Source organism: Streptomyces sp. NPDC008121, from assembly GCF_042957155.1.
In the GTDB taxonomy this organism is placed as follows: Bacteria; Actinomycetota; Actinomycetes; order Streptomycetales; family Streptomycetaceae; genus Streptomyces.
In genome coordinates this window covers 1-15835 of sequence record NZ_JBIBHT010000009.1, presented here as the reverse complement: position 1 = coordinate 15835, position 15835 = coordinate 1, and the positions used below count along the sequence as shown (strand labels likewise).

The window sequence follows — 15835 nt, the reverse complement described above, 5'->3', positions numbered from 1 at the left end:
GTCCGGGCCCATGGACAGTCAGGGCGGGATCACCGTGCAACGGGCGCTGGAGCTGCCCGGGCTGCGCGGCGGGCTCCCGGAGGTCGTCGCCGGCGCGGACCGGCTGCACCGCACGGTGCGCTGGGTGCACGCCGGCGAGGTGCCGAACATCGCGTCGCTGCTCAAGGGTGGTGAACTGCTGCTCACCACGGGGCTGGGCCTCGGCACCCGCCCGGCGGAACAGCGCGCCTTCGTGCGCCGCCTCGCGGACCGGGGCATCGCCGCGCTCGTCGTCGAGCTGGGGCCGCGCTTCTCGCGGCTGCCGGCCACGATCGTGGAGACGGCCCGGGCGACCGGCCTGCCGCTGGTGCAGCTGCACCGCGAGGTGCCGTTCGTGGCGGTGACGGAGGAGATCCACACCGAGATCGTCAACGGCCACTACGCCCTGCTCCGGCAGGCGGACGACGTGCACCGGCGGTGTACGGACGCGCTGCTCGGCGGGGGCGGGGTGCCCCAGGTCCTCCAGATCCTGGCCGAGTTCACGGCGAACCCGGTCTTCCTGGAGACGGCGGACGGCCAACTCCTGTACGCGGCGGGGAGCGAGTCGGCCCCCGCGGATCCGCTCCAGGTGTGGGACGGGCTGCGCGGGCAGCGGGCGGCGCGCGAGTCGGGGCCGCCCACGGGCGCGGTCCTGGTGGACGTGCCGGGCGGCGGCGGCCCGGGCACCGGCGCCGTCCGCGCGCGGCTCGCCCTGCTCGCGGTCGCCGGTCCCCTGTCCCTCGTCCACCGGATGGCCGCGGAACGGGCGGCCGGGCTGCTGGCGGTCGTCCTGATGCAGGCGCGCCAGGAGGAGGAGCTGGCGGCGCGGGGCAGGGGCGACTTCCTGACGGACCTGGCCGAGGGACGGATCACGCCGGAGGACGCGCCGGCCCAGGCGCGGGTGCTCGGCTTCAAGCCCGGGGACGGCCCGCTGCTCCCGGTGGTGATGCGCCTGGCCCCCGAACTCTCCCCCTCGGGCAACTGGGCGCTGCTCGCCCGGGCGGTCCTGGAGGAGCTGGCGTCGGTGGGCGTCCCGGTACTGCTGGGCGTCCGTCCCGTCGAGGGCCGGGTGCCGCTGCTGCTCGGGCTGCGGACGGAGTCGGAGCGTACGGCGGTGGCGGACCGGGTCGCGGCGGCGCTGCGGGCCGGGGTGGAGCGGGCGGGCCTGGAACGGGCCGGCGCGCACGCGCCGGTGATCGTGGTCGGTGTCGCGGGCGGCTGGGCGGCGGCCTCGGCGAGCCTGCGCCACGCCGCCGAGACGGCGACGGCGGCGCAGGGCCTCTCGGACCGCCCGTGGTACGACGCCCGGCGTCTGGACATCGACCTGCTGCTGTGGCGGCTGAGGGACCACCCGGACCTGGCGGCCTTCGTGGACCGCGCGATCGGTCCCCTGCGCGACCACGACCGCACGTCCCGACCGCCCCTGCTGCCCACGCTGGAGACGTATCTGGCCCACGCGGGCCGCAAGGCGGAGACGGCGCGGGAGCTGCATCTGAACCGCCAGACGCTCTACAACCGCCTGGCCCGGATCTCCGAACTCCTCGGCACGGACCTGGACGACCCCCAGACGGTCCTGGCCCTGTCCCTGGCGCTGCGGGCACGCCGGCTCACGGCGTAGGGGGGCGCGCGGAAGCGCGGGGCGGCGGCGGCTGGCACGCGCCCTGATCCAGCTTGATCGACAAGCGCCCCCTCGGGGGCCGGCGGCACCGGGAAGCGCGGGGCGGCGGCAGGGGGCCCGGCGTCAGCGTCGGCCCGACAGTTCGTCGTAGACGCTGAGGACGTGCGCGATCGTCTCGTCCTCCGTCGGCCACGTCCCGGCCTGGACCCGCCCCGCCGCGGCCAGGTCCATCCGCCGGTCGGTGTCCTCCAGCAGCCCCCGCACCGCCTCGGCCAGCGCCGGAGCGTCCCCCCGGGGGACCAGCTCGGCCGCGTCGCCGACCAGTTCCGGGACCCCTCCGACGGCCGTCGCCACCAGCGGTACGCCCAGCCGCAGCGCCTCCTGTGCCAGCAGGGACCGGGCCTCCCACCGCGAGGGCAGGACGGCGACGTCGGCCGCCGCGAGGAGCTCCGCCACGTCGTCCCGGCGGCCGATCAGCCGGACCGCCAGCCGCTCGGTCTCGATCCGGCGCTGGAGGGCCGCGCGTTCGCGCCCCTCCCCCGCGATCACGAGCAGCGGCTGGGGGTCGAGCTCCCGCCACCGGCGGGCGGCGTCGAGCAGCGTGTCGTACCCCCGCTCGGGCTCCAGCGCGCCCACGGCCATCAGCAACGGCCGGTCCACGGCGCCCAGTTCCGCCCGGGCCTTCCCGTCGTGCAGGCAGACCGGCGCCCGTGAGGCGGGGACGGTCACCGGTGCGAGACGGGCGTCCCGCGCGCCGCGCCGACGGGCGCGGTCGACGAGCTCGGAGGAGGTCGCGAGGACGACGTCCGCCGTCCGCGCGGTCCTTCGTTCCAGCAGCCGCAGCAGCCCGCCCCGCGCGCCCTCCACGTGGTTGCGGGTGTGCCAGGTCGTCACGAGCGAGGGCGCCGTCCGGCCGCCGCCCGAGAGGGCGAGGGCGGCCCGGACCGATGCGTGCAGTCCGTGCGCGTGGACGACGTCCGCTCCGGCACTGGCGCCGCGGAGGGCCGCGACCGTCGCGGGGTCGTTGCGGCGCGGCACGGGGACGAAGCGCGCGCCGGCGCCGATGAAGTCGTAGACGCGGTCGAGTTCGGCCGGGGCGCAGACGGTCACCCGCACGCCCCTCGCCACCAGCCCCGAGGCAAGTGATCTGACGTGAGCGCTGCTGCCCGCGCTGCCGCCGCCCAGCACTTGGACCGTACGGAGCTGTGTCACGCGCCCAAGGATGCCAGTCCGTACGCACGTTCCGGCACCGAAGACGCTTCGTTGTCGTGTCGTTCCCGTGTCGGAGGCGGCAACACCCCGCGCACGTTCACCCACACGGGTGAACGTGCGAGGTCACCGGGCTGCCGCCCCTGACCGCCTCGCGGGGCCGACCACCCGGCACCGGCCTCGCGGGCTCCCTCAGCCGTCCGCCCGGGCCGTCGCCAGAAGCTCCTCCGCGTGCGCCCGCGCCGTCTCGGAGTCCTCCTGCCCGGCCAGCATCCGCGACAGCTCGCGGACCCGGTCCTCGCCCTCCAGGACGGTGACGCCGGACCGGGTCACGGACCCGTCGTCGGTCTTCTCGACCAGCAGCTGACGGTCCGCGAAGGCCGCCACCTGCGGAAGGTGCGTGACGACCACGACCTGCGCCGACTTGGCGAGCTTGGCCAGCCGCCGCCCGATCTCCACGGCCGCCTTGCCGCCGACGCCCGCGTCGACCTCATCGAAGAGGTACGTCGGCACCGGGTCCACCCCGGCGAAGACGACCTCGACGGCGAGCATCACCCGCGACAGCTCGCCGCCGGACGCGCCCTTGGCGATCGGCCGCGGCGGGGCCCCGGGGTGGGGCGCGAGCAGCAGCTCCACCTCGTCGGCGCCGGACGGCCCGTAGGCCACGGACCGGCCGCCGACCTCGACGCCCGAGGCCTCGTCGACGGACTCCGTCTGCCGGATGTCGAAGGACACGCGCGCGTGGGGCATGGCGAGGGAGGCAAGTTCGGCGGTGACCGCGTCGGCGAACCGGGCGGCCGCCTCCGTACGGGCGTCGGTGAGCGCCTGCGCGAGGAGCGACAGCTCGGCCCGCAGCGCGTCCCGCTCGGCCGTCAGCTCGCCGATCCGGTCGTCGTCGCTCTCCAGCTCGGTCAGCCGGGCCGCGCTCTCCTGCGCCCACGCCAGGACGGCGGAGACGTCCGCCCCGTACTTCCGGGTGAGCTGGGTCAGCGCCGCGCGCCGCTCCTCCACGACGGCGAGCCGCCGCGGGTCGGCGTCCAGATCGTCGGCGTACCCGGCCAGCTCCCCGGCGACGTCGGCGAGCAGGATGGAGATCTCCCCCATCCGGTCCGCGAGCGAGGCGAGCGCCGGGTCGTGCGCGCGCACGGCGTCGAGCGCGCGACCGGCACCGGCGACCAGGGTGGTCGCGTCGACGGCCTCCGGGTCCTCGGGGTTCCCGGCCAGCGCTCCGTGCGCGAGGGCGGCGGCGGAGGCGAGGGCCTCGGCGTGACCGAGGCGTTCCGCCTCGGCGGCCAGGTCCACGTCCTCGCCGGGCAGCGGTGCGACGGCCTCGATCTCACCGAGACCGAAGCGCAGCAGATCGGCCTCCTGGGCCCGCTCGCGGGCGCGAGTGGTGATCTCGTCCAGCTCGGCGGCGACGGCCCGCAGCCGCCGGTACGCCTCCCCGTACGCGGCCAGCGGCACGGCGACGGCGTCGCCCGCGTACCGGTCGAGCGCCCCGCGCTGCCGGGCCGGCTTGAGCAGGCCCTGCTGGTCGGTCTGGCCGTGGACGGCGACGAGTTCGTCGGCGAGTTCGGCGAGCAGCCCGACGGGCACCGAGCGACCGCCCAGATGGGCCCGTGAGCGCCCCTCGGCCGAGATCGTCCGGCTGACGAGCAGCACGCCGTCGTCCAGCTCGGCGCCCGCCTCCTCGGCCCGTACGGCGGCGGTGGCGCCCGGAGGCACGCTGATCCGCCCCTCGACGACGGCGGACGCCGCGCCGATCCGCACGAGGGCCGGGTCGGCGCGCCCGCCGAGCAGCAGCCCCAGGCTGGTCACGACCATCGTCTTGCCCGCGCCGGTCTCGCCGGTCACCGCGGTGAAACCGGGTGACAGCTCGACCACCGCGTCGTCGATGACCCCGAGCGACCGTATCCGCATCTCCTCCAACACGGGGAAGACCTTACGAGGTCCGGCCCCCGCTGTGCGACGACCCCTGCCGCAACAGCCCGAACCCGCAGGTCACCGGGGAGTCGGCCGACCGTTTCTGTCACCCGTGGGAGTGGGCGGCCCGGGGCGGGGCAGGCTCAGTGGGGGGCGCCGCGCCAGCCCGACACGGGCAGGGCGAACTTCGCCACGAGCCGGTCCGTGAAGGACGCGTGGTGCAGCCGTGCGAGGCGTACGGGCACGGCCCCGCGCCGCACCTCCACCCGCGCCCCGGCGGGGAGTTCCACGGTCCGCCGTCCGTCGCACCACAGCACGCCGTTCGGGGTGTGCGGCTCGACCTCCACGGCGAGCACCGACTCCGGGGTGGTCACCAGCGGCTTGGCGAAGAGGGCGTGCGCCCCGATCGGCACCATGAGCAGCGCCTCGACCTCCGGCCAGATCACCGGTCCGCCGGCCGAGAAGGCGTACGCCGTGGAGCCGGTGGGAGTCGCGCAGATCACTCCGTCGCAGCCGAAGCCGGTCACCGGACGCCCGTCGATGGCGAGGACGACCTCCATCATGCGTTCCGGGGAGACCTTCTGGACGGCCGCCTCGTTCAGCGCCCAGTCCCGGTGCAGCACGTCGCCGTTCTCGTACACGACGACGTCGAGGGTCATCCGCTCCTCGACCTCGTACGCCCGCGTGACGACCCGGTCGACGACCTGGTCGAGGTCGTCGCGCTCGGCCTCGGCGAGGAAGCCGACCCTGCCCAGGTTCACCCCGAGCATGGGCACGCCCGAGGCGCGGGAGAGCTCGGCTCCGCGGAGCAGGGTCCCGTCGCCGCCGAGGACGACGATCAGCTCACAGCCGTCGAGCGCGTCGGGGTGCGCGTCCGGCACCATCTCGACCGACGGCGGCAGCGGCAGGTCGGCCGCCTCCGCCTCCAGGACGCGCACCCCGATCCCGCTGCGGAGCAGCCCCAGGACGACGAGTTCGGCGCTGCGCACTGCGGCCGGCCGGCCGGTGTGTGCGAGCAGGAAGACGGTACGCGTACCTGTGTTCAACGAGGTCCCTCCGCCACGGCGCGGTCGACATCCGCCGGATCGAGCGCGGGCGCCCCGGCCCGCAGCCACAGAAAGTACTCGACGTTGCCCGAGGGGCCCGGCAGCGGGCTGGCCGTGACGCCGAGGACGCCGAGGCCGAGGTCGCCCGCCTGGCGTGCCACGTTCCGTACGGCCTCGGCCCGCAGTTCGGGGCTGCGGACGACGCCGCCGGTGCCGAGGCGCTCCTTGCCCACCTCGAACTGCGGCTTGACCATGAGCACGAGGTCGGCGCCGGGGGCGGTGCAGGCCGCCAGCGCGGGCAGGACGAGGCCGAGCGGGATGAAGGAGAGGTCTCCGACGACGAGGTCGACCGGCTGCCCGTCGATCGCCTCCACCGTCAGCTCCCTGACGTTGGTGCGGTCCTTGACGGTGACGCGCTCGTCGCTCTGCAGCGACCAGGCGAGCTGGCCGTAGCCGACGTCGACCGCGACGACGTGCGCGGCGCCCGCCCGCAGCAGGACGTCGGTGAAGCCGCCGGTGGACGCCCCGGCGTCGAGCGCCCGGCGGCCTTCGACCTTCAGCCCCAGCGGCACGAAGGCGGCGAACGCGCCGGCCAGCTTGTGGCCGCCCCGGGAGACGTAGTCGGGGTCGTCGGCGTCCTGGGCCACGACGATGGCCGCGGCGGTCTCGACCTGCGTGGCGGACTTGGTGGCGACGGTCTTCCCGACGGTCACCCGCCCCGCGGCGATCAGCTGGCCGGCGTGCTCGCGCGAGCGCGCGAGCTTGCGGCGTACCAGCTCGGCGTCGAGGCGGCGGCGTGCCACTCCTGCCACGTTCGGTTCAGCTCCTGTGGTCGTACGGATCGGATGACGGGTTCGGTCCGGGGCGCACGGCGTCGAGCGAGGTCAGCTCGTCGCGCAGCCCACGGTGTACATCCTCGTACACCTCCAGGTGTCCGTCCGCCGTGAGGTGGTCGAGATCGCCGAGCCGCCCGAGGACCCCGTCCACGCCGCCGTGTCCGGTCGCCTCCCGCGCCACCCCGAGGGGTGCGGGCCCGGCGGGCCCGAAGTCCGCGTCGGCGAGGGGGGCGGAGAGTCCGGGGCGGGGGCCGTCGGGCCGCGCGGCGCCGGGACCGGAGGGCTCAGGGGCAGCCGGGTGCGCGGTCGCGGGGCGGGGAGCCTCGGGGCGCCCGGCCTGAGGGGCGTCGGCCTGCGCGGTCGCGGGGCGGGGGCCGTCGGGGCCCGCTCCGTCGGCGTCCGGTCGCGGCGGGGACGGCGGTACGGGCTCCGGCTCCTGGTCGGTCGCCCGTTCCGGGCCCGGCGCCGGCGGCGGTTCCGGCATGACGTCGTTCATCCCATGACGCTATCGCGAAGCCCTGGGGTAACGTCGATCATGATGGCCACGATCACGGAGTGCCGGAGCGCACTCGACAGACTTTCGGACAACCTGGCGCGGGCGAACGGCGAGGTCCGCGGCGCCGCCGCGCTCGACCGCACCCTCAGCTGCCACATCACGGACCTCGACACGACGTTCACCGGCCGCCTCGAAGGCGGCCGGATCGAGGTCGAGGACACGGTGGAGGGCCCGCCGCCCGCCAAGGCGCAGATCCGTCTGGCCATGACCGGCGACGATCTCGTGGCGATGGTGGCCGGCGAGCTGAACTTCGCCAAGGCCTGGGCCTCCGGCCGGGTCAAGCTGGAGGCCGGCCTCCGCGATCTGCTGCGGCTGCGGTCGTTGCTGTAGCGGGGTCGACACCGGCCCACGGGCCATCGGACACCGCGGTCTCCCGGGCGCCGCGTGCCCGCCGGTCGCCCCCTGCCCCGGCCGCGGGCCCCTGACCGCGGGTCCCTCAGCCCCCGGTCTTCACGTCCCCGGCCACCGGCCCGCCGCCCGCCGGCCCACCGGCCGGACGCCCCCGTCCCCGCGCCTTTCGCCCCGCGGGCACCACCAGCGGGGTCCCCGTCTCCGGGTCCTCGATGACCTGGCAGCGCAGTCCGAAGACCCGCTCGACCAGCTCGGCGGTCACGACCTCGGACGGCGGCCCCTCCGCGACCACCTCGCCGTCGCGGACGGCGATCAGGTGGGTGGCGTAGCGGGCGGCGTGGTTCAGGTCGTGCAGGACGGCCACCAGGGTCCGGCCCTGCGTCTCGTGCAGCTCGGCGCACAGGTCGAGGACGTCGATCTGGTGCTGGATGTCGAGGAACGTCGTCGGCTCGTCAAGCAGCAGCAGCGGCGTCTGCTGGGCGAGCGCCATCGCGATCCAGACCCGCTGGCGCTGACCGCCGGACAGCTCGTCGACGTACCGCTCCCCCAGCTCGCCGACCCCGGTCGCGGCCATCGACTCCTGGACGATCCGCTCGTCCTCCGGGGACCACTGCCGCAGCAGGCCCTGGTGCGGGTAGCGACCGCGCGCCACCAGGTCGGCGACCGTGATGCCGTCGGGCGCGAGGGACGACTGGGGCAGCAGCCCGAGAGTCCTGGCGACCTTCTTCGCGGGCATCGTGTGGATGGTCTGCCCGTCGAGCAGCACCCGGCCCCGGCTGGGCTTGAGCATCCGGGAAAGGGCGCGCAGCAGGGTCGACTTGCCGCACGCGTTCGGCCCGACGATGACGGTGAAGGAGTTGTCGGGGATCTCGACGGACAGGTCCCGGGCGATGACCCGCTGGTCGTAGGCGAGCGTGACCGAGTCGGCGCTGAGCCGCTGCGCGGGCGCATCCGGCCGGGACCGGGCCGGGCCCCCCGCCCGGATCGGCGCGTCTGTCGCCGTCGCTGTCGGCGTCCCGGTGCGCGTCTGACCGTGCATGCCCGTACTCCTGCTCCTGTGGTTCCGGTCGTGGTTCGTGTCCGCGCTCACAGCCGGCCCGCCTTGCGTTCGGTGACGAGCAGCCAGAGCAGATAGCAGCCGCCGAGGATCCCGGTCACGACTCCGACCGGCAACTGGCGGTCGCCGAAGGCGTTGGTGGCGGTCCAGTCGGCGATCAGGAGGAGGGCCGAGCCCATGAGGGCGGAGACGGCGAGGTTGGGGCCCGGGGCCCGCGTCAGCCGGCGGGCCAGCTGGGGGGCGCTAAGGGAGACGAAGACGATGGGGCCGGCGGCGGCCGTCGCGACGGCGACGAGGAGAACGGCGGAGCCCATCAGCACGATCCGGGTCCGTTCGACCCGCACCCCGAGCGCGAACGCCGCGTCGTCGCCCATCTCCAGCATGCGCAGCGACCGACCGTGCGCGAGGACCAGCGGCAGCAGCAGACAGCAGACCGCGAACAGCGGCCGGAACTGGGTCCAGTCGCGGCCGTCGAGCGATCCGGTCATCCACACCACCGCGCGCGTGGCGTCGACCAGGTCGGCCTTGGTGATCAGGTAGTGGATGACGGCGGTGAGCATGGCGGCCGCGCCGATGCCGACGAGGACGAGGCGGTAGCCGTGGACCCCGCGCTTCCAGGCGAGGAGGTAGATCGCGGCGCCGGTGACGAGACCGCCGACGACGGCTCCGCCCGCGGCGGCGAGCGCGTCGCCCTGGAAGAGCACGATGACGGTGAGCGCGCCGACGGTGGCGCCCTGCCCGAAGCCGATGACGTCGGGGCTGCCGAGCGGATTGCGGGAGATCGACTGGAAGACCGCGCCGCCGATGCCGAGCGCGGCCCCGACGAAGACGGCAACGAGGATACGCGGCAGCCGCAGCTCCATGACGGCGAACTCCTGCACGGCGGTCCCGTCGCCGAACAGGGTGGTGACAACGTCGCGGGGGGCGATGGGGAAGTCGCCGGTGCCGAGGAGGACGACGGCGGCGGCGAGGGTGAGCACGAGCAGCCCGAGCACGGAGACGGCGACGCGGGGCTCGTAGCGTACGGAGAGCCCGCCGCCGGTCCGTATCGACTTGGTGGTCACAGCTGGGCCATCCTCTTGCGGCGGACGAGTCGGATGAAGACGGGGCCGCCGACGAGCGCGGTGACGATGCCGACCTGGAGCTCCGAGGGGCGGGCGACGAGCCGGCCGATCACGTCGGAGCCGAGGAGCAGGACCGGCGCGAGCACGGCGGCGTACGGGAGGATCCAGCGCATGTCGGGGCCGGTGAGGGCGCGGACGAGGTACGGGACCATCAGCCCGATGAAGACGATGGGGCCGCAGGCGGCCGTCGCCGCGCCGCACATCAGGGTGACGGACACCATGGCGATGACGCGGGTGCGGTTGAGGTGGGCGCCGAGGGCGCGGGCCGTGTCGTCGCCCATCTCCATGGCGTTGAGGGGCCGGGAGATGAGCAGGGCGAGGACGACGCCGACGAGGGTGAACGGGGCGACCCGGCGCACGGTCTCCATGTCGGCGGAGGCGAGCGAGCCGACGGTCCAGAAGCGGAGCCGGTCCAGGGCCGCGGAGTTCAGCAGCTGGACGGCGTTGACGTAGCCGTAGAGCGCGGCGGTGGCGGCGGTTCCGGCGAGCGCGAGACGCACGGGTGTGGCGCCGCGGCTGCCGCCGAGGACGTACACGACGACGGAGACGACCGCGGCGCCGAGGAAGGCGAACCAGACGTAGTCGGAGACCTCGGTGATCCCGAGGAAGGCGATCGCGGAGACCACGGCGGCGGCGGCGCCGGCGTTGACGCCGAGGAGGCCGGGTTCGGCGAGGGGGTTGCGGGTGAGGCCCTGCATCACGGCGCCGGACAGGCCGAGTGCGACGCCGACGAGCAGACCGAGCAGCGTCCGGGGCACGCGTACGTCACGGATGATGACGTCGTTCCCGGTGCCGGTGTTCTGGAACAGGCCGTGCCACACATCGCCGAACGGCACCGGTTTGGCGCCGATCATGATGCTCAGGACACAGACCAGCAGCAGGACGCCGACGGCCGCGACCAGTCCGACGGCGCGCAGGGAGTTCCGGCGCGTCGGCGTCTGGGCGGGACTCGTCTGCTCCGCGCTCGCGACGGAGGGGCTCTCGACCAACACGGCAGTTAGGTTAGCCTAGCCTGCCATCGCGACCGTCTCCCCGGTATGCCTGCCCGACGGCCCGAAGCCGCAGGTCCGCGCCGCCCCGATACCCCCGCCGGGGCCGCCGGCGCCCCGCCCGGTCCCCGGAGCCAGGGGCCACCGGCACCCCGCCCGTCGCCAGAGCCGGGGCCGTGAAGCCCCGCCCCGGCGCCCCGGTCAGCTCCCGCCGCCTCCGCGACGCCCCGTCACCGCCCCAGCCCTCACAGCCGTCACAGCTGTCCCAGTCTTTCGAGCGCCTTCCCCGCGTCCAGACCGCACGCCCCGGCGCCCGCCTGGGACCAGGCGGCCGCGCACAGCGCCCGCACCCCGTCGAGCGGGTCGTCGCCCTCACCGTCGAGCACCAGCGCACCCCCGCTCACGGACGCCGTCCAGCCGCCGCACACGAAGCCGCCGGCGTCCGTCCCGGCGACCTCCGGCTGCCCGGTCAGCAACCCCCGCAGATCCGCGTCGACGTACGTCGGCCGGTGCTCCGGCACCGCCGCGAGGAGCTGCGCCACGTCCGTCACGCCGGTCAGGACGAGGAGCGAGTCCACTCCGCCGTTGAACGCCCCCTCGATGTCGGTGTCCAGCCGGTCCCCCACGACCAACGGCCGCTTCGCCCCGGTCCGCAGCACGGTCTCGCGGTGCATCGGGGGCAGCGGCTTGCCCGCCACCTTCGGCTCGGCGCCGGTGGCGATCCGCACGACCTCCACGGCCGCGCCGTTCCCCGGCCCGATGCCCCGCGCCCCGGGGATGGTGAGGTCGGTGTTCGACGCGTACCACGGCACGCCCCGCGCCACCGCGTAGCTCGCCTCCGCGAACCGCCCCCACGGCAGCTCCGGGCCCCCGTACCCCTGGGCCACGGCCGCCAGGCCTTCCTCGTCCGCCGACTCCACCGGCTCCAGGCCCCGCTCGCGCAGCGCCACCCGCAGCCCTTCCCCGCCGATGACCAACACCCGCGCGCCCTGGGGCACTTCGTCGGCGATCAGCCGGGCCACCGCCTGCGCGGAGGTGATGACATCCCCGGCCTCGGCGGGGACCCCCAGCTCGGTCAGATGCGCCGCCACCGAGTCCGGCGTCCGCAGCGCGTTGTTGGTGACGTACGCGAGGTGCATGCCGCCGTCCCGCGCGGCGCCCAGCGCCTCCACCGCGTGCTCGATCGCCTCCCCGCCCGCGTACACCACACCGTCCAGGTCCAGCAGCGCCGTGTCGTACACCTCGCTCAGCGGTCGCTCGCTGCCGTCCGGGCGCTGCCTGCCCTGCCGGCCCGGGCCGCCGCCGGTCTCGCCGTCACCCATGTCCTCGTACTCCTCTGCATCGCCGCGCGGTACTCCCCCGCTGCCCCCGATCATCGCTCATAGCCACCGCCCACTTACGATTGCGTAATGAACACCTCAGGTCTCGCGGCCGATGACGTCCGCGCCGACGGTCTGCGTCTGCTTCCCTTCCGGGGACTGCGCTACGTCCCCGAACGGGTCGGCAGTCTGGCCGCCGTGACCTCCCCGCCGTACGACGTCGTCGTACGGCCCGACGGGCTGCTCCACCTCGAGTCCGCCGACCCCCACAACATCGTCCGGCTGATCCTCCCGCAGGCGATCACCGCCGGCACCCGCCACCGCAAGGCCGCGGTCACCCTGGACCGCTGGCTCGCCGACGGCGTCCTGGCCCCCGATCCGGTACCGGCGCTGTACGTGTACGAGCAGCACGGCGACGGCATCCTCCAGCGCGGGGTGATCGGTGCCCTGGAACTGTCCGAGCCGGCGGCGGGCGTCGTGCTGCCCCACGAGGACGTGATGCCGCACATCGTGGAGGACCGGGCCGCGCTGATGCGGACGACGGCCGCCAACCTGGAGCCGCTGCTCCTCACGTACCGGGGGGACGGCGACGCCGCCGCGGAGGTGATCGAGCGGACCGTCCAGGGCGAACCGCTGCTGTCCACGACCACGGAGGACGGTTTCTGCCACCGGCTGTGGTCCATCACCGACCCGGCCGATCTGGCGGCGGTCAGCGCGGGCCTCGCCGACCACCAGGCCCTCATTGCGGACGGCCACCACCGCTGGGCGACGTACCTCAGGCTCCGCGAGGAGCACGCCTCCCCGGGCCCGTGGAACTACGGTCTGGTGCTCCTCATCGACACCGCCCGCTATCCCCTGCGGGTACGCGCCATCCACCGCCTGCTGAACCGTCTTCCCGTCGCCGACGCGGTCGCGGCCCTCGGCGACGCCTTCCGCGTCCGCCGCGTGGAGGGGCCCCTGCCGGCGGCCATGGAGGCTCTCGCCTCGGCCGCGTCGGAGGGCAACGCCTTCCTCCTGGCCGGCGACGGCGCGTTCCATCTCGTGGACCGGCCGGCTCCGGAGCTGCTCGCCCGCACGGTCCGCACGGACCGCCCCGAGGCCTGGCGCACCCTGGACGCGACGGTCCTGCACGCCGCTCTCCTCGATCACGTCTGGCGCATCCCGGACGCTCCCGAGGACATCGCCTACATCCACGACACCGAGGCCGCCGTCGAACAGGCCGAGCGCCGGAACGGCACGGCGGTGCTCATGCATCCGGTCCGTGAGGAGGTCGTACGCGACCTGGCACGGCAGGGCGTCACCATGCCCCGCAAGTCGACGTCGTTCGGCCCGAAGCCGGCGACAGGCCTGGTCCTGAGAAGCCTGGCGCTGGATTAGGAGGTTCGAGGTACGAAAAAAGGGCGGCACCCGGTGGGGTGCCGCCCTTCTTTTTCATACGAGGTCAGGCCTGGCGGCCCTCGTCGTCGTCCTCGTCGTCCTCGTCCTCGTCGTCGAGGTCGTCCGCCTCGTCGACGGGGGCGATCTCGACCACCGTGTCGGCGTCGGTGCCGGGCTCGTCGATGACGTCCACGAACTCGACGCCGTCCAGCTCGGCGAGCCGGTCGGAGGCGTCGGTCGCCCCGTCCTTGTCGGCCTCGAGCGCCTTGGCGAACCACTCGCGGGCCTCGCCCTCGCGGTCGGCGGCGAGGAGCGCGTCCGCGTAGGCGTACCGCAGCCGGGCGGTCCAGGGGTGTACGGCGGTGGAGGCGAGCTCGGGGCTCTGCAGGGTCACGATGGCGGCGTCGAGCTGCCCCATGTCCCGGCGGGCGCCGGCGGCGACGAGCCGCATCTCGACCTGCCCGGCCTTGTCGAGCTTCTGCGTCTCGGGCTCGCCGGCCATGGCCAGCGCCCGCTCGGGGCGGCCCATGCCGCGCTCGCAGTCGGCCATGACGGGCCACAGCTCGACGCCACCGGTCATCCGCCGTGCGGCCCGGAACTCGGCCAGCGCCTCGGAGTACTTCTGCGTCGCGTACGCGGCGAAGCCTGCGGCCTCGCGCACGGCGGCGACGCGGGAGGCGAGGCGGAGGGCGATGCGGGAGTACGCGTACGCCTGCTCCGGGTCCTCGTCGATCAGGTTGGCGACCATGACGAGGTTGCGCGCGACGTCCTCGGCGAGCCCCTTGGGCAGGCTCATCAGCTCCTGGCGGACGTCCTGGTCGATCTCATCACCGGTGACCTCCTCGGGGATCGGCAGCCGCTTGATCGGCGCCCGGTCCGGACGGTCCCGGTCCCGGTCGTCCCGGCGCCCGTACCCACCCCGGTCGTCACGGCCGCGGTAACCGCCGCCCCGGTTGTCGTCGCGCCGGTCGTCGCGCCGGAAGCCGCCACCACGGTTGTCGTCCCGACGGTCGTCCCGGCCGCGGTAGCCGCCACCGCCACGGCTGTCCCCACGGTCATCGCGCCGGAACGGCGGGCGCTCGCCACCACGGCTGTCGTCCCGGCGGAACGAGGGCCGGTCGTCACGGCGCTCGTCGCGACGGAAGGAAGGCCGGTCGTCGCGCCGCTCGTCACGCCGGAACGCCGGACGCTCGCCACCACGGTCGTCACGCGGGAACGAGGGACGGTCGTCACGACGCTCATCCCGGCGGAAGCCACCGCCCCGGTTGTCATCACGCCGATCGTCACGCCGGAACGGCGGACGCTCGCCACCACGGCTGTCGTCACGCCGGAACGGCGGACGCTCGCCACCACGGTTGTCGTCACGCCGGAACGGCGGACGCTCGCCACCACGGTTGTCATCACGCCGGAACGGCGGACGCTCACCACCACGGCTGTCGTCACGCCGGAAGCCACCGCCACCGCGGTTGTCGCCACCACGGCTGTCGTCACGGCGGAAACCGCCACCGCGGTTGTCGCCACCACGGTCATCGCGACGGAAACCACCGCGGTCGTCACGACGGTCGTCACGACGGTCATCGCGCCGGAACGCCGGGCGCTCGCCACCACGGTTGTCATCACGCCGGAACGGCGGACGCTCGCCGCCACGGTTGTCGTCACGCCGGAAACCGCCACCGCCGCGGTTGTCGCCACCACGGCTGTCATCCCGGCGGAAACCGCCACCGCCGCGGTTGTCGCCACCACGGCTGTCATCCCGGCGGAAACCGCCACCGCCGCGGTTGTCGCCACCACGGTCATCGCGACGGAAACCACCGCGGTCGTCACGACGGTCATCGCGCCGGAACGCCGGGCGCTCGCCACCACGGTTGTCATCACGCCGGAACGGCGGACGCTCACCACCACGGCTGTCGTCACGCCGGAAACCGCCACCGCGGTTGTCGCCGCCACGGCTGTCGTCACGACGGAAGCCACCGCCGCCACGGTTGTCCCCACCGCGGCTGTCGTCACGACGGAAGCCGCCACCGCCACGGTTGTCCCCGCCACGGTCATCCCGGCGGAAGCCGCCGCCGCCTCGGGTGTCGCCACCACGGTTGTCGTCACGACGCGGGCCACGGAAGCCGCCCCGCTCGCCGCCGTCCTTGCGACGCGGCTCGCGCTCCGGACGGTCGTCGGGAGAGTTGGTGGACATCGACGTGACTCCTGTCTTCGGGTACTGCAGTCATTCTCGCGCAGCCGGCACCCGGACGCGCTTTGGAAAAATCTGGACAAACAAAAAGGACCCTTGGTCCCAGCATGAACGCTGGGACCAAGGGTCCTGAAAGATTGTTCGGCGGCGTCCTACTCTCCCACAGGGTCCCCCCTGCAGTACCATCGGCGCTGAAAGGCTTAGCTTCCGGGTTCGGAATGTAACCG

Annotated in this window: 13 protein-coding genes, 1 rRNA gene and 1 pseudogene; 3 read left to right on the top strand and 12 right to left on the bottom strand. The window is 74.5% G+C overall.

Annotated elements, in window-relative coordinates:
• Nucleotides 1-10 precede the first annotated feature (10 nt).
• Nucleotides 11-1636, top strand: coding sequence for a PucR family transcriptional regulator ligand-binding domain-containing protein (locus ACFZBD_RS27480; RefSeq protein ID WP_391144449.1), 1626 nt, complete (start codon nucleotides 11-13; stop codon nucleotides 1634-1636).
• 123 nt (nucleotides 1637-1759) lie between these two features.
• On the opposite strand, the gene ACFZBD_RS27475 is transcribed toward ACFZBD_RS27480, so the two are convergent.
• The 5 genes and pseudogenes from ACFZBD_RS27475 to ACFZBD_RS27455 all read right to left on the bottom strand — a co-directional run.
• Nucleotides 1760-2848, bottom strand: a complete 1089-nt coding sequence (locus tag ACFZBD_RS27475) for a glycosyltransferase (RefSeq protein ID WP_391144447.1) — start codon at nucleotides 2846-2848, stop codon at nucleotides 1760-1762.
• Between the two features lie 189 nt (nucleotides 2849-3037).
• On the bottom strand, nucleotides 3038-4765 hold the full coding sequence (gene recN / locus ACFZBD_RS27470) for a DNA repair protein RecN (RefSeq protein WP_391145308.1): 1728 nt from the start codon (nucleotides 4763-4765) through the stop codon (nucleotides 3038-3040).
• Between the two features lie 146 nt (nucleotides 4766-4911).
• Complete coding sequence (locus ACFZBD_RS27465) at nucleotides 4912-5814, bottom strand: NAD kinase (RefSeq protein ID WP_391144444.1); 903 nt, start codon at nucleotides 5812-5814, stop codon at nucleotides 4912-4914.
• Entirely contained in the window at nucleotides 5811-6626 is an 816-nt protein-coding gene (locus ACFZBD_RS27460) for a TlyA family rRNA (cytidine-2'-O)-methyltransferase (RefSeq protein ID WP_391144441.1), read from the bottom strand. The genes ACFZBD_RS27465 and ACFZBD_RS27460 overlap by 4 nt, the downstream gene beginning before the upstream one ends.
• A gap of 7 nt (nucleotides 6627-6633) precedes the next feature.
• Nucleotides 6634-6960 (bottom strand): annotated as a pseudogene (locus ACFZBD_RS27455) (hypothetical protein); the annotation flags it as partial.
• Nucleotides 6961-7188: 228 nt separating this feature from the next.
• Here ACFZBD_RS27455 and ACFZBD_RS27450 point away from each other — a divergent pair.
• A complete protein-coding gene (locus ACFZBD_RS27450; RefSeq protein WP_391144438.1) occupies nucleotides 7189-7536 on the top strand; it encodes an SCP2 sterol-binding domain-containing protein in 348 nt (115 codons plus the stop codon).
• A 106-nt stretch (nucleotides 7537-7642) separates the two neighbouring features.
• Here ACFZBD_RS27450 and ACFZBD_RS27445 read toward each other — a convergent pair whose 3' ends face one another.
• From ACFZBD_RS27445 to ACFZBD_RS27430, 4 genes are all read right to left on the bottom strand, one after another.
• Nucleotides 7643-8596 (bottom strand): ATP-binding cassette domain-containing protein, encoded by a 954-nt coding sequence (locus ACFZBD_RS27445; protein WP_391144435.1) that lies wholly within the window; start codon nucleotides 8594-8596, stop codon nucleotides 7643-7645.
• 47 nt (nucleotides 8597-8643) lie between these two features.
• Nucleotides 8644-9678: an iron chelate uptake ABC transporter family permease subunit gene (locus ACFZBD_RS27440; protein WP_391144432.1), complete on the bottom strand. Its 1035-nt coding sequence runs from the start codon at nucleotides 9676-9678 to the stop codon at nucleotides 8644-8646.
• Complete coding sequence (locus ACFZBD_RS27435; protein WP_391144430.1) at nucleotides 9675-10730, bottom strand: iron chelate uptake ABC transporter family permease subunit; 1056 nt, start codon at nucleotides 10728-10730, stop codon at nucleotides 9675-9677. The genes ACFZBD_RS27440 and ACFZBD_RS27435 overlap by 4 nt, the downstream gene beginning before the upstream one ends.
• A gap of 251 nt (nucleotides 10731-10981) precedes the next feature.
• On the bottom strand, nucleotides 10982-12049 hold the full coding sequence (locus tag ACFZBD_RS27430; RefSeq protein ID WP_391144427.1) for an HAD-IIA family hydrolase: 1068 nt from the start codon (nucleotides 12047-12049) through the stop codon (nucleotides 10982-10984).
• A gap of 87 nt (nucleotides 12050-12136) precedes the next feature.
• On the opposite strand from ACFZBD_RS27430, the gene ACFZBD_RS27425 reads away from it, so the two are divergent.
• Nucleotides 12137-13423, top strand: coding sequence for a DUF1015 family protein (locus ACFZBD_RS27425; protein ID WP_391144425.1), 1287 nt, complete (start codon nucleotides 12137-12139; stop codon nucleotides 13421-13423).
• 64 nt (nucleotides 13424-13487) lie between these two features.
• Here the strand turns inward: ACFZBD_RS27425 and ACFZBD_RS27420 are convergent, their stop codons facing one another.
• The 3 genes from ACFZBD_RS27420 to rrf all read right to left on the bottom strand — a co-directional run.
• Entirely contained in the window at nucleotides 13488-14279 is a 792-nt protein-coding gene (locus ACFZBD_RS27420; RefSeq protein ID WP_391145306.1) for a hypothetical protein, read from the bottom strand.
• Nucleotides 14219-15535, bottom strand: coding sequence for a hypothetical protein (locus ACFZBD_RS27415; protein WP_391145368.1), 1317 nt, complete (start codon nucleotides 15533-15535; stop codon nucleotides 14219-14221). Before ACFZBD_RS27415 ends, ACFZBD_RS27420 begins: the two co-directional genes overlap by 61 nt.
• A 212-nt stretch (nucleotides 15536-15747) precedes the next feature.
• Nucleotides 15748-15835: ribosomal RNA gene (gene rrf, locus ACFZBD_RS27410) — 5S ribosomal RNA — on the bottom strand; the annotation flags it as partial.

What these genes read in the sequence shown, in the direction of transcription:
- ACFZBD_RS27480 (WP_391144449.1), top strand. Translation starts at nt 11, where the DNA reads ATGGACAGTCAGGGCGGGATCACCGTGCAACGGGCGCTGGAGCTGCCC.
- recN (WP_391145308.1), bottom strand. Translation starts at nt 4,765, where the DNA reads ATGCGGATACGGTCGCTCGGGGTCATCGACGACGCGGTGGTCGAGCTG.
- ACFZBD_RS27450 (WP_391144438.1), top strand. Translation starts at nt 7,189, where the DNA reads ATGGCCACGATCACGGAGTGCCGGAGCGCACTCGACAGACTTTCGGAC.
- ACFZBD_RS27445 (WP_391144435.1), bottom strand. Translation starts at nt 8,596, where the DNA reads ATGCACGGTCAGACGCGCACCGGGACGCCGACAGCGACGGCGACAGAC.
- ACFZBD_RS27430 (WP_391144427.1), bottom strand. Translation starts at nt 12,049, where the DNA reads ATGGGTGACGGCGAGACCGGCGGCGGCCCGGGCCGGCAGGGCAGGCAG.
- ACFZBD_RS27425 (WP_391144425.1), top strand. Translation starts at nt 12,137, where the DNA reads ATGAACACCTCAGGTCTCGCGGCCGATGACGTCCGCGCCGACGGTCTG.